Source organism: Bacteroidales bacterium, from assembly GCA_014860585.1.
Taxonomy (GTDB): Bacteria; Bacteroidota; Bacteroidia; order Bacteroidales; family 4484-276; genus RZYY01.
Genome location: JACZJL010000002.1, coordinates 26937 through 51165, shown reverse-complemented (window position 1 = coordinate 51165; position 24229 = coordinate 26937). Strand labels below are relative to the sequence as shown.

The following is a 24229-nucleotide window of genomic DNA, read 5'->3' as shown; positions in this document are numbered from 1 at the left end:
CAAATTGCTGAATTCGAGAGGGATTAAAGTAGAAAGTATAATTCAGCGCAGAAAAGGCAACCGTGAAGGGATAAATTTTGAATTTGATCTGATTGCCATTAACGGAGGCGAGATTGTTATTGTTGAAGTGAAAACGACCCTGAGACCCCAGGATGTAAATGAATTCCATGAGAAACTGTGGAAAGCAAAAATTTTTATGCCCGAGTACAAAAATATGGTCGTTTATGGAGGCGTTGCATCCATTACTGCCGAAGGCGCCAGCGATCGAATGGCTGAAAAATCGGGCTTTTTTGTTATCAAAGCTACCGGGAGCAGCGCAGCCGTTGTTAATGAAGAAAATTTCAAACCCAAAGCATTTTAATTTGTACCCATTTCTTCTCTGGTAATTATCATTTTCTGTTTCCTTCAGTAATCTCAACTGGCCAGGTTAACGCTACGTTTATTCCTTTTCTTGTTAGACATTTTGGATCGCCCTAAGTTGCTCTTTAAAATGGCAAAAGCAGGAAAGTCTCCTTTCCTGTAAAATCCATCTTATCGGCATTTCAAAGAAATCTATACTTTTGAGACCGAAAAATCTGATGATGCATTTATGAGGACTTCAATTTGCTTGCCTGTTGTGTTGCTTATCCTAATGTTTTTGCCATCGGTAGTTTATCCACAGGGAAATGAAAAACGACCAAAAATAGGGGTTGTATTGAGTGGTGGTGGGGCAAAAGGTTTTGCGCACATTGGCGCGTTGAAAGTATTGGTCGAGGCCGGGGTTCCAATAGATTACATTGGCGGGACGAGCATGGGTGGGATTATGGGAGGACTTTTTGCGCTGGGCTATTCGCCTGATTCACTTGAAAAGTTGGTTCTTAGTCAAAACTGGATGGCAGTGCTTTCGGATGAAATATCGCGCCGTGAACTTTCGATGAAGGAAAAAGAACAGGACGAAAAGTATTTTTTCACTTTACCGATCAGGGATAAAAAAATTCAACTCCCTGCCGGTTTGGTAGCCGGACAGTCGGTTTTTAACATTTTATCCTATTATGGAAGTCCGGCGGCCGATTATACAAATTTTAGTGATTTCCCAATCCCGTTTTTGTGCATTGCAGCTGATATTGAAACAGGTGAATCGGTTATTCTCAACAAGGGACATCTACCCAAAGCAATGCGCGCTACAATGGCCATCCCCACCGTGTTTTCCCCGATCGAAATTGATGGCAGGCTGCTGGTTGACGGTGGCCTGGTGAATAACTTCCCGGTGCAGGAAGTGCTGGATATGGGTGCTGATTTTATCATCGGAATTGATGTTCAGGGAAAATATGCTACGAAAGAGGAACTCAACTCATTTGTTAAAATTCTGGACCAGTCCACGGCTTTCCTAAGGAGACCTTTATATGAAAAAGGTCTTGAACTGACTGACCTTTACATAAAACCGGATATGACCAACTTTGGCGTTTCTTCATTTACTTCAGCCGATACCATTATCAAACTTGGCGAATTTGCCGCCAGAGAAATGCTGCCTGAAATTCAAAAATTACTGGAAGAACTTAAGCATTACGATGATTTTGAGCCATACAATATGGAACCTGCAAAACCATTAGAATCCATTTTAATTCAGGAGGTTGTTATTCAAGGGATAAAAAAGGTAGCTCCAACATTTGTCAACAGTCATTTACAAATTGATGTCCCCAGTCACATTGATGTGAAGACGGTCATTCAGAATATTGAGATGCTTTACGCTACAAAAAGTTTCAACTACATTTACTATGACCTGACACCTCTGGAACGAGGCGGTTACAGGTTGACGCTTCAGGTTAGCGAAAAAACGGGCGCCGACCTCAGCGTAGGAATTAACTACAATACGGATCTGCAAGCAGCTTTTTTACTCAACGCAACCTTTCGTAACCTGGCATTTCCCAATGATCGGTTGAGCCTGAGTCTTGACCTTGGAGACAATTCCGGGTTCGATGCCGACTATCTGATCGACAGGGGATGGAAGCCAGGAATCGGCATTAATATCAAGGCATTCTCGCTTGATGCGCCACTTTTTGAAGGTTCCGATAAAGTAGCCTCCTTCGACTTTTCGAGTTTGGTCAGTCAACTCTATACACAATCAAATGTTTCAACCCGTTCGACCCTTAGAGGAGGAATGGAACTGGAATATGCGGATATGCGGTCCGACATCTTTGCCTTCGATGTGGAAAATTACAAAGAATGGAACCTCAATTTCTTCTTAAATTTTAAGTTGGATGATCTCGACAGGAAAACCTACCCGCAATATGGACGAAATTTCTTTGGGGAAATGAAATTGGTAACCAATGTAAATGATACACTTGGTCAGAAAGCAGATCCTCTGTTGTTCGCAAACGTTAGGTTCTTACAAGCCATCCCGCTTCGAAATAAATTTACTTTACTTCCCCAATTTAACGGAGGATCTTTATTGAGTTATGGAGATGCGACCCTGCCAAAATATCAATCCTATCTTGGCGGACTAACAGAAAAATACGGGAACGGAATATTTCCTTTTGTGGGTTTAGAGTTTATGCAGATTAAAGCCAATCACACGCTAAGTGGTCGGATCGACCTGCGTTACGAAGTTTTAAATAATGTTTTTGCAACGGCAAAATGGAACCTGGGATTTTATTCGGAATATTTAAGTGATTTACTTTCCGAAAACGGAGTAGTGAATGGTTATGGAATTTCATTGGGTGTCAAAACACCCATTGGTCCAATTGAAGTTTCAGCCATGCACTCGGATTACAGTGGCAAATGGTTAGGGTATTTTAACCTTGGATATAGATTTTAAAGCATTACTATTATGGAATTTCTGACAAAAGTATGGGATATGATATGGGGCACTTTTGTGCTCACCTTCGGTATTGCTGTTTCGATGTTCGGGCTCATGTTCATTCTTGGATTGTTGCTTTATCTGTTTGCGAGATTCAGCCGGACTACCTTTGCCAAAACCCTTGGTTTGCGTGCCGAGGTGTTTTTCACGGCGTGGATCGGCGCTCCGGTTCACGAACTTGGACATGCCTTGTTTTGCCTTCTGTTCGGTCATAAGATCACTAAAATTAATCTGTTCACACCCAACTCCAAGGATGGTACACTCGGGTTGGTGGAGCACAGTTACAACAAGAAAAACTTATATCACAGGATCGGAAGCTTTTTTATCGGCGCCGGCCCCATCATTTTTGGGGCGTTGGTCATATTGGCTTTACTCCAGTTCTTGCTTCCCGGTGGAAAGGAGATCATCAGCCTGTTACAAAAAGACAGCTATGCCATTCATCAGGCTGAAGCGGGAGTGGTTGCTTACCTGAAAATGATCTTTGACGGCCTTTGGACTGTGAGTGTGAGTATGTTCAACGCTGAAAATATCGGGAACTGGCAGTTTTGGGTCTTTCTTTTCCTGACAATGTCCATTGCAGCCCACATGGAACTTAGTCCTGCTGACCTGAAAGAAATGGGAATCGGTTTCCTCTTTATTTTTCTGCTGATGTTCTTCATTACACTGGTTTATAGCATGTTGTTCAGCAACCTGAAAAACATTCTGCTTTATACTGTTCCTTTTATCGCCTATTTTAACCAGTTACTCTTTTTTGCGCTGATGCTTTCGGTCATCTATTTTGCGGTAACCTACGTGGTAATTTCTTTTTTTACATTGATTATCAGGCAAAAGCTTGTCAATCCGTTTAAACGATAATTTCATTTTCAACAATAAAATCATAAAGTAATGAAATACAAAAGAATACTCCTAAAACTCAGTGGTGAAGCCCTGATGGGTGATCAGCAATATGGCATAGATCCTGTCCGGTTGTCTGACTATGCTGTAGAGGTAAAAGCTGCAGTTGATCACGGAGCCCAAATTGCCATTGTAATTGGCGGAGGTAACATTTTCCGCGGGATGCAGGGTGTGGCCAAAGGTGTTGACCGGGTACAGGGCGATTACATGGGGATGCTTGCCACAGTGATCAACAGCCTGGCCCTTCAGGGTACGCTCGAAGCCATGGGTGTGCCGACAAAACTACTAGGTGGCCTCGCCATCGAGCCTATCGTTGAAGAAACAAGCGGCCAGCGAGTGGCCAATTACCTGAAAGAGGGAAAAGTGGTTTTAATCAGCGGTGGTACCGGAAATCCTTTTTTTACGACCGACACTGCATCTGCACTTAGAGCCATTGAGATGCATGCTGATGCTATACTCAAGGGGACGCGCGTTGACGGAATTTATAGTGCTGACCCTGAAAAAGATCCAACCGCCACTAAGTATGACAAACTTACTTTTGATGAAGCCATTGTGAAAAAGCTGAAAGTGATGGACCTGACGGCATTTACCCTTTGCCAGGAAAACAACATGCCCATTCATGTTTTTGATATGAATCAGAAGGGAAACCTGATAAAAGTGCTCGAAGAAGGAAATATCGGAACAAGGGTCAGTAAAGAATAATGCTGGATCTGAAATGAGACCAAAATAAAGGTCATATAAAGGCTGAATAAAAATTCCATCTCATTTGTCATAAACAATTATTTTTGCATTCCAAACATTAAAATAGTGACATTATGAACGAAGAAAGTCAATTTGTGCTGGACGAGGCCATAGAGGGAATGGAAAATACCATTGTACACCTCGAGCGTGATTTTCATAAAATCAGAGCAGGTAAAGCCAGTCCCGATATGCTCGAAGATGTCCGATTCGATTATTACGGAGCACTGACACCACTGAACCAGGCTGCGAATATCAATACGCCCGACAGCAGGTTAATCGTCGTACAGCCATTTGATAAAAACATGCTATCAGTAATGGAAAAAGCCATCATGGCAGCCAATCTAGGGTTCAATCCTCAAAACAATGGTGAAGTGTTGCGCATCCAGGTACCACCAATCACCGAGCAGCGCAGGCGCGACCTGGTTAAACAAGCTAAAAATGAAGCCGAAAACGCTAAAGTTGCCATCCGTAACATCCGCCGCAGCGCCAACGACGATGCCAAACAGCTGAAAAAAGACGGTTTGCCCGAAGATGAAGCAAAAAAACTCGAAGATGATATCCAGAAACTGACAGACAAATACGTGAAAAAAGTGGACGATCTCTTCGAAGCCAAAGAAAAAGACCTGATGGCTGTTTAATCTATGGCCAATCAGATAAAAAAGCAATCTCAACACTCAGGGGTTGCTTTTTTTGTTTACCAGGCGAATATGCAGGGAATTTGCTTTACAAATTTTTTCTATTACACAACTTAACGGAGCATTAATTAGAATCTCAACATGGATAGATTACTCGAACAAGCCTACAATCCTGAAAAATTCAGAGCACTCGGACACGACCTGATTGACCTGCTTGCCGGTCACCTGGAAGGAGCTGTCAAAGGCGAGGGCAAAGTACTGAAATGGAAATCCCCTGCTGACCAATTAAAAAACTGGCAGGAAAATATTCTGACTGATCAGCCGCTTGTCGATTTTTTCAGAGAAATCATCGAAAACTCCATCCACATTCATAATCCCCGCTACATGGGTCACCAGGTTGGGGCTACCGCGCCTGTTGCTGCACTTACCGACATGCTGGGCGCCCTGCTTAACAATGGAATGGCAATTTATGAGATGGGGCCGGCAGCCTCGGCCATCGAGAATGTAGTGGTTGGTTTGTTTCTCAAAAAGTTGGGCTATGGAGCAGATGGTGATGGATATATTACTTCCGGCGGAACACTGGCCAATCTCACTGCTTTGCTGGCGGCCCGAAAAGCAATGTCGGAAAAGGACATCTGGCAGGAAGGACACACCGAAAAGCTCGCAGTGATGGTTTCTTCAGAAGCCCACTATTGCGTTGACCGTTCTCTGCGTATCATGGGTTTTGGCTCTGAAGGGATAATAAAAATTCCGGTGGATAAAAGGTTTTGCATGGATACCATGCTGCTTGAGCAATATTTACAGGATGCCGCTACCAAAGGTATTACTGTTATTGCAGTTGCCGGCAGCGCCCCCTCGACAGCCTCAGGAATGTATGATGATCTGGAGGAAATCGGTAGGTTTTGCCGGAAACACAGCCTTTGGTTTCATGTGGACGGTGCTCATGGCGGAGCTGCTATTTTTTCGCTAAAATACAAGCACCTGCTGAAAGGGATCGAAATGGCTGACTCAGTGGTCATTGACGCACACAAGATGATGATGGCGCCGGTGCTTGCGACTTTCCTCCTGTTTAAAAACAAAGTTCATTCCTATGCGACCTTCAACCAGAAAGCACTGTATCTATGGGAAAAGCAGGAAGAAGAAGAGTGGTACAACTATGCAAAACGCACTTTTGAATGTACTAAACTGATGATGAGCGTGAAGTTTTATACAATTGTTAAAGCCTACGGAATTGGAATTTTTGATGAATTCGTAACAAGACAATATGATTTGGGAAAAACATTTGCTGAAAAAATCAGGCAACACAAAAACTTTGAACTCTTCCTTGAGCCGGATTCAAATATTGTTTGTTTCCGGTATTTTACTGAAATACTTGATGACACAGCGCTTAACGACCTCAATAGCCTGATAAGAAGAAAAGTTCTTGAATTGGGAGACTTTTATATTGTACACACAACTTTGAACGGAAATACCTGGCTTCGGGTTTCACTGATGAATCCTTTCACTGGGGATTCAACCCTCGACGACTTATTGAACCATCTAGTAATAATTGCAGATGAGCTTCTTCTCACTAAATAATCCTTCTGTCATGAAAACATCAACAAATTTCAAAACCACGATTGCCGGTCTGATGATCTTGTTTTTTTCACAGGGCGCTTATTCGCAAACGATTATCAACGGGAGTTTTACCTATGGCGGAATAATGCGAACTTACCGGCTTTACATTCCGGCAATGTATAATCCGGCAACGGCAGTGCCGCTGGTCTTTAATCTTCACGGGTACGGTTCGAACAATACACAACAGGAAGTTTATGGCGACTTCAGGCCCATAGCCGATACGGCAGGTTTCATCATTGCTCACCCTAACGGAACGGTGGATGGTAACGGAAATCGATTCTGGAACACCTTTGATAATTCATCGGTGGACGATCTGGGTTTTCTTTCTGCGCTGATCGACACCATAAGTGCAGGCTACAACATTGATTCGAACCGGATTTACAGCACAGGAATGAGTAACGGCGGTTTTATGAGTCACGACCTGGCTTGTTTTCTGAGCCCCCGCATCACAGCGATTGCCTCAGTTACCGGAAGCATGATGTGGTCAAGATTGGCTACCTGCAATCCCCAACATCCGATGCCGGTGATGCAGATTCACGGAACTGCCGACGCTACAGTGCCTTATAACGGGAATGCTTTTTTTGTCCACATTGATACACTGGTAAAGTACTGGGTAAATTTCAATAACTGCCTCCCCAATCCCCAGATAATCCAGATCCCTGACATTGCCCCAAACGATGGCTGTACTGCCGAACAGCATATTTTCGGAGAGGGCGACCAGGAATCCTCAGTCGAACTTTTCAAAGTATTGGGCGGCGGTCACTCATGGCCAGGAGCACCTTTCAACATCAACATCACGAATATGGATTTTAGCGCCAGCGTGGAGATTTGGAGATTTTTCAGGCAATTTTCCCTGGACAATCTCACTTCAATTCAAACTGAGCAACCCGATCAACCATCTTTCATGATTTACCCCAACCCATCCAGAGGTTTGATCCACCTGAAGTTTGACAATGATTTACCAAAAACCATTGTCATCACCAATAGCCTCGGACAGCAGGTCGGGCAATACACCTGCACAGCTGCCGGTTTTGAGGTTTTCCTTCCAGCAAAAGGCAGCTACCAGATTTTCGTACTGTCCGAAAATCGGCATACTTGGGTTAATAAGTTGATCATTTATTAGAGACAGTGAAACGGATGGACGGGCTGGATTGCGGGGTGATTGGTGGCGATGGGTTGTGAACCATCGTGCTGCACTTGAAAATGGAGGAGTTGACGAAAAATTTGTTGGTGAAATAGTTCATGATTACGGTATCTGATCAAAGCTGGTTAAGCAGTTGAACTAACTAATCTGATCCAAAAACCAACTCAATCAATTTTTCCGCTTTGGCCGAATTAGCATAATTTGCATCAAGGATTTTCCGCCGCCGCTCAACCTCGTCAAAATCAAATGCACGATCGAAAACCAGGTGGACCTTTTCCTTTAACTCTTCGGTATCACCGGCAATTTCACAAAGTGAATCAAGCCCCGTCCCAACAACCATTTCAGGGTTTACCAAGCAAAACCTACCCTGGTAGAGGGTGTTGAGCAGTTTCAACTTTAGGCCGGTAGGCTGGAAAGTAACCAATACATTGGCCTGGGCGTTGCGGATCAGATCAAACATTGCCTCATCGTCAGGATTGGCAACTAATTCTACGTTTGGGTGTGACCGTATCAGTTTGATGAGGTGTTCAGGCGGTTCCAACCCGGCAATCACCAGTCGATGATCCAAAACCGAAAACACCTTTTCGATGAGATACCTGGCTGCCTGGTGGTTTTCAGTTACCGAAAGTTTCCCATGATAAAGTGCATAATCACCCTTTCCCTGAATAACAGAAAACTCATCATTGGGATGAAAACTTGGAAGGTAGATTACCCTTTGGCTTTTGAACTGTTTTTGTAAATATTCTGTGTCACTTTTCGAAACCACCAGCATCATGGTGGCATGCTTCAGAATATTTTGATAGAGCCGCAACTTCAAACTGGCCGAGATAAAATAGAATTTCCTGAAAAAGTTTCGCTCAGCCCTGAAAAGGTGAAAGTAATAATGGTGCTCAATGTTGCTTTCACGATAGATCTTTTTCCGGCCTTTTAACCTTGCATCATCAATATAAAAGCAAGAGTGCAATCCCTCAAACAAAATGGGATAGTTATCTTTTGCCAATCGCTGGATCAATGCTTCAGACTGCCTGCTTTGGACGATATATGGGCGAAGACCCAATGAGTTGATAAAACCCGTCTTTCGGGGATAATAATGTACTTCTTCACACCATTGATCCAGGTCATGCGCTGGCTCACGACCATAGCTAAAACAATGGAGATGAATTTTTACCCCTGCTTTTTTCAGTGCAACCAATTTGAAATAAACATCAATCACTCCACCATAATTCGGAGGAAAAGGCACATCGAAGGAGACAATATGGAGGTGTTTTTCAGGCATATTTTTCTAAGACCTCAATTAAAACTTTTTGTTCATTTTCCCATGTTAAAACGCTGGCTGCTTTTCTGCAATTCTCCCGATAAGCAGACAATTTTTCCCTGTCAGTCAGCATCGCAGAAATTTTTACTGCCAATTGCTCAGCTTCATGGCTTCCGATGGTCTCCCCTACTCCATATTCGTCGATGATCTTTTTAACCTCAACTAAAGGGGTTGCTAACACCGGTACTCCGGCATGAATATAGTCGAACAGCTTATTCGGCAAAGAGAACCGGTAGTTGATATTGGTGTCCTTGTCGAGCGTCAACCCCAGGTCAGCATTGGCCGTGTAATGAATAAGCCGGTCAAAGGGCATTTTTGGTAAAAAAGTAATTTTCTCTTCCAGTTGCAGGTCTTGTCGCTTCTGCTTCAGCTTGTCAATCACATCACCACCGCCGATGATCAGCAGTCTGGCGCCTTCGACGTATTGCATGGCTTCGACGAGTTCCTCGGCGCCCCGCTGGATGTTGATACCCGAACCTTGCAGCAGGATAATTGAAGTATCAGAAGGCAGACCAAGCTCTGTTCTTGTTTTGACGGAGGATAGACCGGGTGAAGGAGGAATATTTCTTACAACATGAACATCCTTCCCGTATTTTTCGAAAAACAGTCCGGCAATGGACTCATTAACAGTGATTATATCCTTTAACTTCGGGAAAAGCATTTTTTCAATCGCTCTCCAAACACCCTGCACAAACCTGCGATTAATCAGTTCGGGGGTCTCGGTAAAATACTCGTGGCTGTCGTAAACCAACGGAATGGATTTCACTTTTGAAATCAGGAAGTTGGGCAATAGGGTATCCAGGTCATTGGCAAAAAGCAAATCAGTTTTTTTAAAAAGCAGGAGAATAAAAAGCCTGATGTTGAATTCGGCGTAAAACAGCGGTCCTTTTGTAAACAACAAATTCATACGTCGGGTCTGGTACCTGCGGGGCATAATCGGGAGGCTGCCCGGGAGTTTTCGTCCAACAAGCAGCACATCAAAACCAAGATCAACCAGCGTGTTGCAGGTTTTATCCACCCGGCGGTCGGTCGCCAGGTCGTTAATTACCGATACAATAGCTTTTTTCAATAATAATGAAGATTGATGGCTGCGAAATTAAACAAATGAAGAAAACCGTATTGAAGGGATGCCGGTGCAAATTTGGAGTGCGAATTATTGATCAAATATTCCAGTTGCAGCTTTGCGGCTCTCTGTTAGAAAACTCTGCGGTTATCTGCTGTTCAATCTCTTTTTACCGCAGAGTAAATACCTTTCTCCGGCCCGGAGGTTTCGCCTATCCGCGTTTATTCTCCAAGGCTTCGATCAACTGCTTAAAATTGATAAAACCCTGCCTGAAAAGTATGGAGAGGAATTTGGGAATTCGCTCTTCGGCAGGGGCTACCTTCTCTCCCATCGTTTCGATGAGTAATGCTGAAATTTCCGCGACATTTCTTATCCCGTCGGCAGCAAGCCACACAGCCGAACCCAGCTCATCCAGTTTGATCCGGAAATCCGGTGATTTGCGCTGGGGTACTAACAAGCGCCGCAGGAAGTCACTTTTAAATTTAGGAATCAGCAACGTGACTTTTCCGGCCTGATCCGATTCGAAATTACAACTGCGAACCGGTACAAGGTCGAGGTAGTTGGCATCTTTAAGGAGTTTTCGCTTTTTGAAATAGTTCATTCCCATCGTGTTAATCCTAAAAGAAAATATTGGAGTGCAGCATGTTGCACTCCAATATTTTCAGGTTTATCAATAAAAAAAATTATACGCCAATCAGCAATTAATGGCCACTTACCGACGGAGGAGCCGGTTGATCAGGATCGCCGGCATTTTTGATCGGGTAGTAAATCAGGATTAAAGCAATCAAAATGATCACGACAAAACTGATGAGGAATGTCGGGTTGCTGAAAAATACGAAGTAGTTGAAGAAGAAAACTCCACCCACAGCAAACATGGCAATGACAAGTCCCATCAATGCTTCACCGGCAATCAATCCGGAAGCCAGCAGAATCCCGATATTTTCACTCCTTGTTTTCTGCGCGTCGTTGTGTTTGCGCTTTTCAGCCATATTATCAGTGATCCCCTTGATAAGGCCGCCAATGAAAATAGCAAAAGTGGTAGTCAGTGGCAGGTACATCCCAACACTTACCAGCATCGGGCTTTTCACCTTCATCAGGATAAAACCTACTCCCATGAACATTCCGACAATAATCAACGGCCAGGCCATTTCGCCACCAACAATACCGCGCGACAGGATGGCCATAAGGCTTGCCTGTGGCGCCGGCAATTCGGCACTGCCGAAGCCGCCCTTGTAACCTTCAATCATACCGCGGGCAACGTCTCCATCATTAAGAATAGTAAGGATAAAGAACATAACAGCGCCGGAGGCAACCACACCAATAATATTCCCAACTTCCATTTTCCAGGGAGTTCCACCCAAAATGTGACCTGACTTGAGGTCCTGCAGCATCTCGCCGGCCACCGCCGCCGAAACGCAAACAATGGCAGCAACGCCCAACACGGCAAGTACTCCGGAATCGCCTTTGTCAATTCCCAACAGCACAAGGATCAATGCAGTAATAACCAATGCAGTGAGCGTTAAACCGCTGATCGGGTTGTTGGACGAACCGATGATACCAACCAGGTAGCCAGAAACTGCGGCAAAAAAGAAAGCAAGAATCGTCATGACAATCGCAACGACGATGGCAACCCACAGCAATGTATGGAAAATAAAGAAGGTAATGGCAAAAGTGGCAATAGCAACGCCAATGATACCCATGACCACGTAGGAGAATTTGATGTCGCGTTCGATCCGTTCCACCTGAACTGAGGTGCCGGATGCTGCTTTTTTCACATCGCCGATTGACCGACTGATACCGGCAATCAAGCTGTGGCGCATTTTGAACAAGGTAAAAATGGCGCCGACCAGCATTCCGCCAATGGCAATCGGGCGGACGATGCTCGACCAGACCTGCTTGGCTACAACGAGCCACTCTGCAGAGGTTGCAGCTTCTGGAACGGCCAGTGTGGGGCCGAGAAAGTATAAAATGATCGGCGTCATCAGCCCCCAGGCGATAATTCCACCGCTGAACGCAAGCGAACCCAGTGTTGGCCCGATGATGTAACCGACACCGATATAGGCAGGGCTGACCCCCGGTGAACCGAGAAACATACCTCCTTTACCGGTAAATGCTGTACCGGCAATTGTTTGTTTCCCCCAGAGCACAAAATGCTCCCAGGCTGTTGAAAACAATTTTAACTCGGCCAGCAGTTTAATCACTGCACCAACAATCATGGTTCCGAATAAAAATTTGGAACCTCCGCCCCCGGAACGGCCGGCTTTATGGATTTCGGCAGCAGCTACACTTTCAGGAAACGGGAGATCAGTGTCTTCGACCATCACACGGCGCAGCAGAGCGACAAACATAATACCGAGCACACCGCCGATAATTAGAATGAAGGTGGAGGTAACGTAATTGCCCGGCGTGAAGAAGGGATCCCACAATCCGGCAACAAAAAATGCCGGCAAGGTGAAAATAGCGCCGGCAGCCACCGATTCGCCAATGGCGCCCACTGTACGGGCAAAGTTTTCTTCGAGGATGGTGCCTTTTACCATTCTCAGCAGAGCCATCCCTACAACTGCAGCCGGATAAACAGCAGCAATAGTCATCCCGGCTTTCAAACCAAGGTAGGCATTGGCAGCGCCCAGCACTACCGACAGCACCAATCCGATCAGCAACGCCCGAAAGGTAAACTCCTTCATGTCGCTTTCCGACGAAACAAAGGGTACAAACTTCTGTTTTTCTGTCATAATTAATGGATTATCGTTGATAAATAAGTCATATTAAAATGGAGGTGCTAAATACGTAAAATTTCTTGAGGTGACAAAGGAAAATCGGACTTCTAAGCCTCAGTTTAACCAACCAAGTTGGTTTTCATTGCTCTTAAAAAACGCACTCCAATGACTACCAAAGGTGGATCAGGCGTTTGGTTTCGAAAAATTCTTCTTCAAAAAAATTGCTCAGGTTGTAAACAATGTAATTCCTTCCGACCTGTTTAAGTTCTTCAGAAAAATCGCCGCCCTTGAGGTACAACATGCCATTGGGCAGAGCATTGAAACCGGCGGGTTCAATCAGCCCTTTTGACCAGGACAGCATTTGTGGAATAGTAGCAACCGCACGGCTGACAATGAAGTCGTACTTCTGATTCAAATCCTCAAGCCGCGTTTGATCAGTCGTAACATTTTTCAAACCCAATCCTTGAATAATACTTTCAACTCCTTTAATTTTTTTGCCAATTGAGTCAATTAAATGAAATTGAACATCGGGAAATATTATAGCCAGTGGAATGCCCGGAAAACCACCACCCGTGCCGGCATCAAGGACGCTGGTTCCCGGTTCAAAACTGATAACCCTTGCAATGGCCAACGAGTGCAGCACATGACGCTCATACAGATTTTCTATGTCCCTGCGGGAGATTACATTAATTTTCTCGTTCAGCTCTGAATAAAGTGGGTTCAGTTGAATGAACCGGTCCGTTTGATCCTGCGTGAGTTCGGTGAAATATTTACTGATGATTTTCATATCTGCAAAAATAGTCTGTTTACTATGACCGGATATTAGCCTAAATTTTAAAATCAAAATCAGGGTGTTTTCATGCCGGTACTACTTATCGTTAGGTAATTTTTCAAAACAAATGTCCTGAAAAAAGTGGAAAATAATATCAAACCAATGCCTTAGACTTTCAAAAATAATAGTTTAATCACTTAGTACTTTGGTACTACTCCTTTTATTTTTTCTGTCGATGAAGAAAACAAAGATTAGTTTTGCCTGTTGTTAATTGTCAATTTAGTTTTTAAAGTCAACAACAAATTGACATGCTGTTCAATCACTATATTAAAGTATTTATTGCTAATTCAATTAGGCTTTTTTTTATCAATCTTTTAATCTTTTAATTCACATTTAAAATGAAAAAGTTTATTCTTGGTTTTTTTGCCCTTGTGGCATTTAGTTTTGTAAACGCTCAAACTACGAGCGATTACGTTGAGTTGGTAAGAACCCAGCTCAAAGCAGAGAAAAAAGTTGTTGTAATGGAAGTGCTTCAGTTATCCGATGCCGAAGCAACCGTTTTCTGGCCGCTTTATGATGAATACAATGGGAAAATGTACACCGTTCAAACCAAGCGCGTACAGTTGATCAAAGATTTCGCTAAAAATTATGAAAACATGACTCCCGAAGTAGCCGATGACCTGGTGAAAAGGATGTTTGCCATCAAAGGAGAATTGCTGAAATTGGATCAGACCTACTACAAGAAGTTTAAGAAAGTACTTCCTTTAACCAAAGTTGCCAGCTATTTCCAATTGGAGAATAAAATTGAAACCCTGGTGAATGCAGAACTTGCTGTTGAAATTCCACTATTACAAGGTAATTAATCATTCTTTTCAGAATCGGCATCCGAATGTTTTCCAGGTTAACTGCGTATCTTCGGATGCCGTTTCACTTTTTTGACATCAATTGATGCAAATTCTGATAATCATTACTTTTGCATTGTTTTAAAAATTTAAAAATCAATAAACTAACATCATCCAAATGAAACGAATTATTCTCAGCCTGTTTGTTTTCTTCGTGGTATCAAGTATAGTGACCGCACAGGAAATCCGGTTAAATGCCTTTTCGAAATATGTTTTTGACGATAAGGTTGACTCTTATTACAGCAGCACGTCCTATTTCGAAGGAACCATTGAAGGTGGCTTCCAGTGGGGGTTGGGGCTGGAGTATATGGCACATCCAACCAAAGGCATTGAATTGAAATACCTGCGTCAGGAAGCTCAGGTCCCAATGAGTTATTACCTCAATGGGGTAAAAACGAAAACTTTTGATGTGAATATTAATTACGTGCTGCTTGGCGGAAACAATTATTTTAAGACAGGGGGAAAGGTTGAGCCTTATGGCGGCCTTGGTATTGGCATGGCAATTTTTAAAATTCAAAATCCTGAAAGCAGTTCAACCGACGACAGCGCAATTAAATTTGCATGGGAGCTGAAGTTGGGAACCAATATCTGGGTAAGCGAAAAGGTAGGAATAAAACTTCAGGCCGATCTTGCCTCAGCAGTTCAATCAGCAGGCGGTGGATTGTATTTTGGAACCGGAGGCGCCGGCGCAGGTGTTAGTACCTATTCAACCATGTATCAGTGGGGCCTGGGCGGTGGATTGACATTTAAACTCAAGTAAAAAATGATTCGCTTGCGGGATCTATAAATCAATTTTCAAAAACAATTAAAAAACTGATGTCATGAAAATTAAATTATTTGTTTTACTCAGTCTGGCAGCAGTATTATTTTCCTGCTCACCAGCAACCCGGCTCGAAAAAAGTTGGGCTGATCCTTCCTTAACGGCCGAAACGGTAAAATCGTTCCGGAAAGTTTTGGTTGTGGCGCCATTGAAAGACGAAACCTCTCAGCGTATCGCTGAGGATAAGCTTGTTGCGTTGCTCAAAAACGTTGAAGCTGTTCAATCCTATCTTTATCTGACGGCTGCTGATACTGACCAGAACCAGGTGGTTGAAAAGCTAAAAAATGACGGTTTTGACGGTACAATACTCATCCGGCTGAAAGATGTGGAAAAGGAAACCACCTATCAACCCGGCACTTCTTACGGCGGCTGGTATGGCTATCGTTATGCAACCCCTGGCTATTATTCTGAGAACACCAGTTTTCTAGTCGAAACAAATCTTTATTCCCTCGATCAGGGGAAGCTCTTGTGGTCTGGTACAACTTCATCACTAAATCCGACCAAGCTTGATAAAACGATAGATGATATTTTTGCCACGCTCAGGTATGAATGGCAAAAGAAAGGGTTGATTAAATAGTATTGGGCAACCAATACACGAGTTACATTTAAATAGAAAACAGAAAATCAATATTTATTATTAAATAAGAACAGAAAATTATGAAACGTAAATTATTTTCATTGGTTTTATTAACCAGTTTGGGTCTGCTCTGGGGATGTTACCCTGACGGACCGGAATATGTGGATGAACTGGATATTGTTTATTCGAATTACGATCCAGGTTTCGACTTCGAGAGCAAAGGCACCTACTCCATCCCTGACAAAATTGTTAAAATTACAGGTGATGAAGATGCTGACATTGAGTATGTCAACAATATTTATGCACAACCAACGCTGGCTCAGATCGAAAAGAACATGGCGGCATTAGGCTGGACAAAAGTAGCGCAGGATCAAAATCCGGATACTCATCTCTTTCCTGCAGCCTGGACATCCACAACAATAGTGGTTTCCGGTGGCTGGGGTGGCTACTGGTGTTATTGGGATCCTTATTATTGCGGCGGGTATGGATGGTATTACCCTTACCCTGTTTACAGCAGCTACACAACGGGAACATTCTTAATGACAATGGTTGATCCAAATTATGAGAGCACCGATGGCAGCCGGTTGGCTGTTTGGACCAGTGCCATCAACGGACTTTATCAGGGGACTTACAATGCAAGCAGGGTCAACAATGCCATTGATCAGGCATTTGAACAATCATCTTACCTGAAAACCAATTAATTCAATAAACCTAAGAAAGGAACATTACTATGAAAAAGATATTTTTTGTTTTACTGGTAACAGGTATCATCGGGATTACGCAACTAAACGCTCAGGAGAACTTCTTTTCCATGCAGTATTCTGTTGGATTTGGAACCGGGGATATGGGAGAGTTTATTGAAAAAACGAGTTGGCGAGGTATTTCCTTTGAATTCCGCAACTTCGTTTCTCCCAATGTTGGTCTTGGTATTGAATCAGGAATGAATACTTTTTATGAGAATAAAGACTATGACACCTACACAGATGGAACCATCTCTCTCTCGGGTGTTCAATACAGGTACATCAATACAATTCCTATCCTTGCAGCGGCTGATTACTACTTCCAGCCAGACGCTCAGATCAATCCCTTTCTAGGGCTTGGTCTTGGTACAATTTACAACCGCAGAGATCTGGATATGGGTTTGTACACAGTTGAGGATGAAGCATGGCAATTTGCACTGCGTCCTGAGGTGGGTGTGCTTTTCAATGTATCAGAAGGTCTTGATCTGATGCTTGCTGCTAAATATTATGCAGGCTTCAAAGGCGGCGACCTGGAAGCACAAAATTATGTCACCATTAATCTTGGCTTTAACTTCAAATAGATAACTCAACAAGTTTTTAATTTTTAGTAAAAAGGGTGCGCCTGCGATACAACAAGCAAGCGCACTTTTTTTTATGTTTGAGTATCATCTGATGATAGCACGTAAAGGTGTCGCCTTTACGAAAGAGAAACTGAAAGAACAGTTCGGATTTCTATACAAGTGCTGGATAGAAAAAGAAACAAACCCCGTCGTGATGCTAAAACGACTATTCGATGTTGGCAAAGGACAGTATTTAGAAATCAAATTTTGCCAGCATTGAAATCCGTGTTGCACCCCCAATCTGATTATCGAAGTTTTTACGTGTTCCGGCAGTGATTTCAATGCCAAGACTAATGGTTTCGATCGGATTATAAAAAGCGTTAGCGCCATAATACTGACTTGACCTGAAGGAGTCTCCGGATTCAAACTCATGACATTCGATATGAGAGATTCCTGCAATAGCAGAAAGGACTATATTCGAGACGGGTTTGAACGAGTAATTGATAAAACCTCCGCCTATGTCTTTAAGAATCATAGTGTTGGTGTTGGGATCATATACCGCATCCAGCTGCCTCCTGGTGAGCCCCACAGAATAGTAAGAAATTCCTTTGCCAATTGAATATTGGGAGTTTATCTGATGATGTTTGTTGATGAATAGGGTTGTACTTAAGAGAATACCCCATCCAAGTTGTGTGTCAATTTTTCCTTGCTGAATAAAATCGATTTTTCGGATAATTCCGGCAACCTGAACATGCCCCCATTTATCAAAGTATTTGTAGCGCCCGGCAACATCTAAATTTCTTTGATCCGGTGAAGTAACCAATATTGTATCGGCCGGATTGTAATAGTCAGCTTTTGGGCTTTCGAGCGAGACTCCAATTATATTTCCGGGCTTTACTATTCTTTCGTACCTGATTAATCCGTGCCGCTTGCTCAGCGAACTGTTGGGTCCTTCGAACTCAACCGTTTGGGGCAATGAGGCGTTATCCATAAATGTACTCCAGGTATAACCAAGTTTTAAATAATTCCATTCGGCATAAGCATGCCTGAGCCTTAAATAGGACTCGGTATTACTGGCAAAATCAACTTCGAGATAAGTTTTTATTTTCCCGACTTTGGTATTGGCGTTTCCTTCCACACCAATCCTGGATTGCCTGGCGCCGATATAAATGCTGGATAATCCGGGAATTTCCCCAACTCCTACGGGTATTTCGTAAGGGATGAAGCCTTCGGTGCTGGTTAACCCTGCAAAATCAAAGTAACCGTTTACCCTTGCACTTCCCATAAACTTTACATTATACTTCGAATCTTCCAGATCCTGCACATTCACATCCCTGACAATTTTGCTTGTATCGGTTTTTACTGCTTGTAAGGCTATGGTGTCCACGCGGCTTGAAAAAGAAAAAATGGTATCTGGCTTTATGCGTTTATTAATCTCCGTAATGGTAACTTTAAGCGTGTCTCGTTGCTGTGCGGAGGCAAAAAAACAGAGAAACATTAAGAAAAGCAAAACAGATGTTTTGGCCATAACAGTGAATTTCGGGATAAAAACATTCTGTGCATTCATTTTGAGCCGGGTGGTTTGTATCATATAGAAAAATTCCAGCGATATGTCTTGCCTCTTGCCACGCTTTCTTTCCCAAAAACCGGATACAACCCGGGAGCAGATGAAAAGTAGATGATCTCTTCGACATCTAAAATCAGAACCTTCTTTTCAAAAGGGTCGAGACGGTATGAATTGCCATTAATCCAGGTAAAAAGTGTTTTTGAAGTCTGGTTGACCAATTCCATTTCAATTTCTCCGGTGCGGGTTTCGCCGGTTGCAGTGAAAATTTGCTGCTGTTGAAAGTACAGAGTGTCGGTAACCACAATTAAATTTTTTGCTACATAACCATAAGAACTTGACTCGATATCAAACACTTCGATAAAGTCATTTTTTGCTTCGCGTGGAAGAATAACAAGCAGGTTGGAATGATTAATCGTAAAGGCTACCTTAAATTGCAAACCCGGCCCCTCCCTGAAATTGATTTCAGATCTTGCACTGCCGAGCATCAATTGTGCAGAGAGATCCAAAGATGCAAAAATCATAAGGAACAAAAGCACTCTGGTTTTCATTGGATCAAGCTGAATTTTGTGCGATAAAGATAATTACTTTTTTAAGTTTCGAATATTATTTCAAATGCATAGATTTCCGGGAAAACTTGTTATTGCCTCCGATTCAGGAATTATACAGATAAATCATGGAGCTTCATACTTGCAAATCCTCGCAATGACATGGCGAATATGAAATGTTCCTGCGTAAGATGGCTAACGCTCAGTAAGTTTACCCTGCTGTCTCCACGTTCACCACTTCGTACATATTTTTCCCTTCAACAACTACGGGCTGGTAATAGGTTTCGCCCAATTTAACGTAAGTGATGTCGCCGATTTTCACCTCTTCACCGCCTTCGGGCAGACTGGGAACGAGGGTTCCTGCGGTTGGGGGCACGACTACATACCCCTTATCATCCTTTTCGTAATACGTTCCGGCATAATAGTAGTTGTTGGTGGTTTCGTTTACAACCACAGTCTCAGAGCCATCAGGCAGAGAAGGAATTGTGGCTCCGGGTGGTGGCTGGATGACTTTAAAACCATCACCCTCTTTGACATAATAAACCCCGGAGTCGTAATACACCTGGTTGTCGTCTTCTTCTTCAGCGTTATCAATACTGATCACAATGGCAGTTACAGCCACCGCAGCAACAAATACGCCCCATGGGTTGTATGATGGCCCATAGTAATAGGGATTATAGGGATAGGGGTGATAGGGATGGTAGCAGTTGTAGTGATATCCGCCGTAAGCGTATGGTGGTCTTGGATAAGGTCTTGCAGGGGGCCTTACATAAATATTGTTCTGATTGTATCTGTTTCCGCTGTTATTGATATTATTGCTGTTGTTGATGTTGTTCCGGTTGTTGTTTACATCTCCCGTATTGACTTTTCCTGAGTTTCCCTTGATATTTGTTTGATTTCTGTTTCTGGTATCATTAGTCGAAACCCCTTTATTGCCACTTTGACCCGAAAGTGTGCGATCGGGAGATTTTTGATGACCACCGTTAATGGAGCGATCCGAAGTAGAAGGCCTTGCCTGCTGGCTGGATTGTCTTGAAGGCTGGGATGCCGGACGTGCTTGCTGGGTAGATGGCCGCGACATCTGAGAGCTGCCTCCCATTCGCGCGCCACCTCCACCACCTCCGCGGGCTCCACCTCCTCCGTGCCCCATTCGCTGTGCCGTCGCACTTAAGGGTAAGATCATTGCAAAAACTGCTATGTAAAGCAGGTACCTGAATTTTATCGAAATTATTCTCATGTTTCAATATTGTTTAATGGGTAATTATCAAAATGATTTGGCCAGAATTTTAATTTTCCTGGCCTTAGGGGGTGGAGTAAAATTGAACATCGCATTCGGTAAATCCGGATTCACCTTCCAGTCAGAAAAAGTGGCCGAATATTGTGCATTGGGACTTTCATCATAATAAGTAATGATCATTTTCACCGGAAGAAACCATTCATCATCCGAAATCCAGAATTGTGCGCCCATCGCCTTGTTTCTTGTAATGATATGGTAACAGGCTTTTCCTTCAACTACGCTTCTTCCGGCAAGGATGATGTCATCCATGGTTGCAATCAGATCATCAGTAAAGGTAGGGTAAAAGAAATCGGCTGCCGGGAATTCGATGTCGTATTGTCGGTTCACTTCATCAAAGGTTTCTATGATAGTAGGCGGAGTATCAATCACCGCATAGGTGCTTTCGGTGAAGGAATAGTAAACCAGTTCTTCGCCGTTGTACCACATCCCCCTGTGACCTTTATTGCCGTTAGAGTGGATCATCATTTTATCAGGACCGACCATATACACCTGGCTTTCGTTGAAATATTTCACCAGGCCGAGTTCCACATCAATAATGTCCTGTGAAGTGTTCACTGTGAAACTTACCGACCCTAAGTCTCCGATGAGGTCGCTCATCCGGTCGAAGATGATAATGGCTGTGGTGTCAATTTGATGTGTTTGTGCTTTGGTTATCAACGCAGTAGCAACAAAAAATAGAAGTACAAATTTTTTCACGTGTTGTAGTTTTGTTTGAAATAGTTTTACCCAAAAAATCTAATAATCAACAATTATGCTTATGGTTTATTGTCTGCATTAGATAGTACAAAAGTACTATTATGATTTGAGTATTAGGCGAAGGTTTTTGTACATAGCAACCGCCGGAAAACTCCTAAAAATTGATTATCAACATTAAGAGTTTTCTGGCAGTACTATTTATTCAAAATTTTAGCGGACTTCCACAGTCACTTTCGGAATTCTCCCGGTAAACTTCGATTTATGCTCGGATCCAATGGTTTCAACCACTGGGGTAGCGAGATCAATGCCCACATCGGCAGTTTCGTCAGCAGAGAAAATCCCTGACTGGGTACGTTCGATACGGCCTTCTCCGACCTTTTTATCATCAATGTATAGTGTTGCCAAACCACCTTTTCCGATGCCCTCGCCATCATAAGCAAAATCGAACTTGATGGTATGGTTCCCCGGTGTTAATTTTTCAGTGGAAGAAATAGTGTAGCGCTCCATTCCTATGAAGTTATAATCATATGCAGGTACGCCGTTCCTGACATACAGTGACCACCCGCCAAAGCGTCCTCCCTGAGCAATGATGGTTCCGTGAGCCGCTTTTCCTTCGGGTATTTCAACTTCTGCAGTGATCGTTTTTGACTTGTTTTTCACATTCAGGAAGACGTTCTCTGTCATTCCGGTCATCCCTTGAGCAAGGGTCAGCGAAGTGCGCCCCTGCATGATGTCGGGACGTCCCACTTTTTCAGCGATAAGACGCTCAAATACACGGTCATCAATCGGTAGCGCAAAATTCTTTTCCGCTTCCTTCAGGAAAAGATCCTGCAATTCTTTTAGTTTTTCAGGATGTTCTGCTGCCAGATCATTGATTAAACTGAAGTCATTGGCCACATCATACAGTTCCCAGATATCCTCCAGCAGTGGTCTGCGTGGTGTTGGTTCCCAGGGCGCCCTGTGAATAGTACGAGCGTACCATCCTTCGTGATAGATTGCACGGTTACCGAACATTTCGAAATATTGTGTTTTGTGCTTTTCTTTGGTATTACCATCGTTAAACGAATAAACTATACTGATTCCGTCCATCGGGCGCTGCTCGACGCCATTTACACTTTTTGGCTCGGGAAGGTTGGCAGCCTCGAGAATGGTTGGGGCTACATCAATAACATGAGTGAATTGGGTACGCACTTCTCCCTTGGATTTTATTCCTTTAGGCCAGCGAATGGCCATGCCCACCTTGGTGCCGCCGTGGTCTGATCCTATCTGTTTGGTCCAGGTATATGGAGTATCAAACATAACAGCCCACCCAGCAGCCATGTGCGGATAGGTTTCCGGACCGCCCCACTTATCAATTTTCTTCAGCATGTCCTCCACGGTTTCCTGCACTCCGTTAAAGTAGGTCATTTCGCTGAACATCCCGTTCATGCCACCTTCAGCGCTTGTACCATTATCGCCGTAAACAAAGAGAACAAGGGTATTGTCAGCCTGTCCGATCTGGTCAATAGCATCCAGTAAGCGTCCTACTTCATAATCGGTCATGTCGAGAAAAGCAGCATACACTTCAGCCTGTTTGGTAAACAGGCGTTTTTGATCGGCCGTAAGAGATTCCCAATCTTGTATTGCCTCCGGCTTAGGCGCCAGTTTAGTTCCAGCAGGGACAATCCCTAAAGCGATTTGCCTTTCAAGAATTTGCTCACGCATCGCGTCCCAGCCGGCATCAAATTTTCCTTTCCACTTCTTAATGTAGCTCTCCGGAACATGGTGAGGGGCATGCACAGCACCCGGTGCGAAGTACATGAAGAAGGGCTTATCAGGGGTTAATGCCTTTTGGTAAAGCATCCAAGCAACGGCTTGATCGGTCATGTCGCGCATAAAGTGGTAGTCGGGATCTTCGGGCAGTTCAACAGGGTGTGTGCCGTCATAGATAAATGGCGCCCACTGATTTGTTTCTCCACCGAGAAATCCATAAAATTTATCAAAACCCTGGCGTGTCGGCCAACGATCAAAGGGGCCGGAAACACTGGTTTCCCAGGCTGCAAGCTCGTGCCATTTTCCAAATGCACCGGTGCTGTAACCATTCAAACGAAGCATCTCAGCAACAGGAGCTACACTTGCCGGAATCTGGCCGGTATTACCCGGAAAACCTGTCCCTGTCTCGATAATGGCGCCCATGTTATTTACATGGTGGTTGCGACCACTTTTTAATGCAGCTCTGGTTGGAGAGCAAACCGCGGTTGTGTGAAAATTGTTGTAAACCAATCCCTCACCAGCCAACCGGTCAAATGTAGGGGTTGAAACCGGGCCACCAAAAGTGCTGGTTCCGGCAAAGCCAAGGTCGTCCAATAGCACAAGCAACACATTGGGTGCATTTTCCGGAGCATTTACATCGAAACGTTCGGGAATTGTTGCATTCCTTACGTCCAGCTCTTTCGTGGTTTGACGAAGGGGTTCTTTGATGGGAAGCACTGTTCGATCAATGCCAGTGCCGTCATTGGCGATTTCCTTATCACTTTCTGCATTTTGCTTCGGTGCGCAGGAAAATAACATTGTCCCTGCAAACAGCATAAAAAACAGTTTTTTGAATAATTGATGTTTCATTTTGTGTAAGTTTAATTGTTTGAACAAAATTTTTATGTAAAACCATATGGAAATCAATTCTGAGTGAAGTCTGCCATGCCCTATTTACCAACTAAAAATGATCGTGGAAAATAATCTTTGACTTAAAAGCCAGGCATTACATTCAACTATTGAGTCAGCGCAAAAGTAGTTTAATCTGGAAATGAGAATA

22 protein-coding genes are annotated in these 24229 nt (G+C 43.6%); 12 read left to right on the top strand and 10 right to left on the bottom strand.

From position 1 onward, the window contains the following. The 7 genes from IH598_00265 to IH598_00235 all read left to right on the top strand — a co-directional run. Positions 1-361 (top strand): hypothetical protein (locus IH598_00265; GenBank protein ID MBE0636934.1); only part of this gene is annotated, 361 nt, incomplete at its 5' end. 228 nt (positions 362-589) lie between these two features. Beyond that, positions 590-2794 carry a patatin-like phospholipase family protein gene (locus IH598_00260; protein ID MBE0636933.1) on the top strand — a complete coding sequence of 735 codons (2205 nt, stop codon included), beginning with the start codon at positions 590-592 and terminating at the stop codon, positions 2792-2794. 12 nt (positions 2795-2806) lie between these two features. Further along, positions 2807-3691 (top strand): hypothetical protein, encoded by an 885-nt coding sequence (locus IH598_00255; protein MBE0636932.1) that lies wholly within the window; start codon positions 2807-2809, stop codon positions 3689-3691. Positions 3692-3721: 30 nt separating this feature from the next. Further along, positions 3722-4432: a UMP kinase gene (locus tag IH598_00250; GenBank protein ID MBE0636931.1), complete on the top strand. Its 711-nt coding sequence runs from the start codon at positions 3722-3724 to the stop codon at positions 4430-4432. A gap of 113 nt (positions 4433-4545) precedes the next feature. Next, positions 4546-5109 (top strand): ribosome recycling factor, encoded by a 564-nt coding sequence (frr, locus tag IH598_00245; GenBank protein ID MBE0636930.1) that lies wholly within the window; start codon positions 4546-4548, stop codon positions 5107-5109. A 138-nt stretch (positions 5110-5247) separates the two neighbouring features. Further along, positions 5248-6684 carry an aminotransferase class V-fold PLP-dependent enzyme gene (locus IH598_00240; GenBank protein MBE0636929.1) on the top strand — a complete coding sequence of 479 codons (1437 nt, stop codon included), beginning with the start codon at positions 5248-5250 and terminating at the stop codon, positions 6682-6684. Between the two features lie 10 nt (positions 6685-6694). Continuing rightward, positions 6695-7846 (top strand): hypothetical protein, encoded by a 1152-nt coding sequence (locus IH598_00235; protein MBE0636928.1) that lies wholly within the window; start codon positions 6695-6697, stop codon positions 7844-7846. Positions 7847-8009: 163 nt separating this feature from the next. On the opposite strand, the gene IH598_00230 is transcribed toward IH598_00235, so the two are convergent. The 5 genes from IH598_00230 to rsmG all read right to left on the bottom strand — a co-directional run bounded on the left by IH598_00230 (position 8010) and on the right by rsmG (position 13749). After that, positions 8010-9143 carry a glycosyltransferase family 1 protein gene (locus IH598_00230; GenBank protein ID MBE0636927.1) on the bottom strand — a complete coding sequence of 378 codons (1134 nt, stop codon included), beginning with the start codon at positions 9141-9143 and terminating at the stop codon, positions 8010-8012. Next, complete coding sequence (locus IH598_00225; GenBank protein ID MBE0636926.1) at positions 9136-10251, bottom strand: glycosyltransferase; 1116 nt, start codon at positions 10249-10251, stop codon at positions 9136-9138. Before IH598_00225 ends, IH598_00230 begins: the two co-directional genes overlap by 8 nt. A gap of 205 nt (positions 10252-10456) precedes the next feature. Then, positions 10457-10846, bottom strand: coding sequence for a PqqD family protein (locus IH598_00220; GenBank protein ID MBE0636925.1), 390 nt, complete (start codon positions 10844-10846; stop codon positions 10457-10459). Positions 10847-10946: 100 nt separating this feature from the next. After that, complete coding sequence (locus tag IH598_00215; protein MBE0636924.1) at positions 10947-12977, bottom strand: oligopeptide transporter, OPT family; 2031 nt, start codon at positions 12975-12977, stop codon at positions 10947-10949. A gap of 154 nt (positions 12978-13131) precedes the next feature. Then, positions 13132-13749, bottom strand: a complete 618-nt coding sequence (gene rsmG / locus IH598_00210) for a 16S rRNA (guanine(527)-N(7))-methyltransferase RsmG (protein MBE0636923.1) — start codon at positions 13747-13749, stop codon at positions 13132-13134. 383 nt (positions 13750-14132) lie between these two features. Between rsmG and IH598_00205 the strand changes: the two genes are divergently transcribed. The 5 genes from IH598_00205 to IH598_00185 all read left to right on the top strand — a co-directional run bounded on the left by IH598_00205 (position 14133) and on the right by IH598_00185 (position 17354). Then, a complete protein-coding gene (locus IH598_00205) occupies positions 14133-14597 on the top strand; it encodes a hypothetical protein (protein ID MBE0636922.1) in 465 nt (154 codons plus the stop codon). A 157-nt stretch (positions 14598-14754) separates the two neighbouring features. Beyond that, positions 14755-15396, top strand: a complete 642-nt coding sequence (locus tag IH598_00200; protein MBE0636921.1) for a porin family protein — start codon at positions 14755-14757, stop codon at positions 15394-15396. A 61-nt stretch (positions 15397-15457) separates the two neighbouring features. Beyond that, positions 15458-16033, top strand: a complete 576-nt coding sequence (locus IH598_00195) for a hypothetical protein (GenBank protein ID MBE0636920.1) — start codon at positions 15458-15460, stop codon at positions 16031-16033. An 80-nt stretch (positions 16034-16113) separates the two neighbouring features. Continuing rightward, positions 16114-16734: a DUF4136 domain-containing protein gene (locus tag IH598_00190; GenBank protein ID MBE0636919.1), complete on the top strand. Its 621-nt coding sequence runs from the start codon at positions 16114-16116 to the stop codon at positions 16732-16734. Positions 16735-16763: 29 nt separating this feature from the next. Next, entirely contained in the window at positions 16764-17354 is a 591-nt protein-coding gene (locus IH598_00185; GenBank protein ID MBE0636918.1) for an OmpW family protein, read from the top strand. A 232-nt stretch (positions 17355-17586) separates the two neighbouring features. Here the strand turns inward: IH598_00185 and IH598_00180 are convergent, their stop codons facing one another. The 5 genes from IH598_00180 to IH598_00160 form a co-directional block, all read right to left on the bottom strand. Then, entirely contained in the window at positions 17587-18900 is a 1314-nt protein-coding gene (locus IH598_00180) for a hypothetical protein (protein MBE0636917.1), read from the bottom strand. Between the two features lie 20 nt (positions 18901-18920). Continuing rightward, the gene (locus tag IH598_00175; protein ID MBE0636916.1) at positions 18921-19448 is read right to left on the bottom strand and encodes a hypothetical protein; all 528 of its coding nucleotides are present in this window, start codon (positions 19446-19448) and stop codon (positions 18921-18923) included. A 208-nt stretch (positions 19449-19656) separates the two neighbouring features. Then, positions 19657-20682, bottom strand: a complete 1026-nt coding sequence (locus IH598_00170) for a hypothetical protein (GenBank protein MBE0636915.1) — start codon at positions 20680-20682, stop codon at positions 19657-19659. 27 nt (positions 20683-20709) lie between these two features. Then, a complete protein-coding gene (locus tag IH598_00165) occupies positions 20710-21438 on the bottom strand; it encodes a DUF2092 domain-containing protein (GenBank protein MBE0636914.1) in 729 nt (242 codons plus the stop codon). Positions 21439-21648: 210 nt separating this feature from the next. Next, positions 21649-24006 carry an arylsulfatase gene (locus IH598_00160; protein MBE0636913.1) on the bottom strand — a complete coding sequence of 786 codons (2358 nt, stop codon included), beginning with the start codon at positions 24004-24006 and terminating at the stop codon, positions 21649-21651. Between the last annotated feature and the right edge of the window lie 223 nt (positions 24007-24229).

Excerpts from the sequence above, each read along its gene's own strand:
- IH598_00220 (MBE0636925.1), bottom strand. The coding sequence starts at position 10,846 with ATGAACTATTTCAAAAAGCGAAAACTCCTTAAAGATGCCAACTACCTC.
- frr (MBE0636930.1), top strand. The coding sequence starts at position 4,546 with ATGAACGAAGAAAGTCAATTTGTGCTGGACGAGGCCATAGAGGGAATG.
- IH598_00250 (MBE0636931.1), top strand. The coding sequence starts at position 3,722 with ATGAAATACAAAAGAATACTCCTAAAACTCAGTGGTGAAGCCCTGATG.
- IH598_00180 (MBE0636917.1), bottom strand. The coding sequence starts at position 18,900 with ATGAATGCACAGAATGTTTTTATCCCGAAATTCACTGTTATGGCCAAA.
- IH598_00240 (MBE0636929.1), top strand. The coding sequence starts at position 5,248 with ATGGATAGATTACTCGAACAAGCCTACAATCCTGAAAAATTCAGAGCA.
- IH598_00235 (MBE0636928.1), top strand. The coding sequence starts at position 6,695 with ATGAAAACATCAACAAATTTCAAAACCACGATTGCCGGTCTGATGATC.
- IH598_00200 (MBE0636921.1), top strand. The coding sequence starts at position 14,755 with ATGAAACGAATTATTCTCAGCCTGTTTGTTTTCTTCGTGGTATCAAGT.
- IH598_00195 (MBE0636920.1), top strand. The coding sequence starts at position 15,458 with ATGAAAATTAAATTATTTGTTTTACTCAGTCTGGCAGCAGTATTATTT.
- IH598_00215 (MBE0636924.1), bottom strand. The coding sequence starts at position 12,977 with ATGACAGAAAAACAGAAGTTTGTACCCTTTGTTTCGTCGGAAAGCGAC.
- IH598_00205 (MBE0636922.1), top strand. The coding sequence starts at position 14,133 with ATGAAAAAGTTTATTCTTGGTTTTTTTGCCCTTGTGGCATTTAGTTTT.
- IH598_00185 (MBE0636918.1), top strand. The coding sequence starts at position 16,764 with ATGAAAAAGATATTTTTTGTTTTACTGGTAACAGGTATCATCGGGATT.
- IH598_00175 (MBE0636916.1), bottom strand. The coding sequence starts at position 19,448 with ATGAAAACCAGAGTGCTTTTGTTCCTTATGATTTTTGCATCTTTGGAT.
- rsmG (MBE0636923.1), bottom strand. The coding sequence starts at position 13,749 with ATGAAAATCATCAGTAAATATTTCACCGAACTCACGCAGGATCAAACG.
- IH598_00170 (MBE0636915.1), bottom strand. The coding sequence starts at position 20,682 with ATGAGAATAATTTCGATAAAATTCAGGTACCTGCTTTACATAGCAGTT.
- IH598_00230 (MBE0636927.1), bottom strand. The coding sequence starts at position 9,143 with ATGCCTGAAAAACACCTCCATATTGTCTCCTTCGATGTGCCTTTTCCT.
- IH598_00255 (MBE0636932.1), top strand. The coding sequence starts at position 2,807 with ATGGAATTTCTGACAAAAGTATGGGATATGATATGGGGCACTTTTGTG.
- IH598_00190 (MBE0636919.1), top strand. The coding sequence starts at position 16,114 with ATGAAACGTAAATTATTTTCATTGGTTTTATTAACCAGTTTGGGTCTG.
- IH598_00160 (MBE0636913.1), bottom strand. The coding sequence starts at position 24,006 with ATGCTGTTTGCAGGGACAATGTTATTTTCCTGCGCACCGAAGCAAAAT.
- IH598_00260 (MBE0636933.1), top strand. The coding sequence starts at position 590 with ATGAGGACTTCAATTTGCTTGCCTGTTGTGTTGCTTATCCTAATGTTT.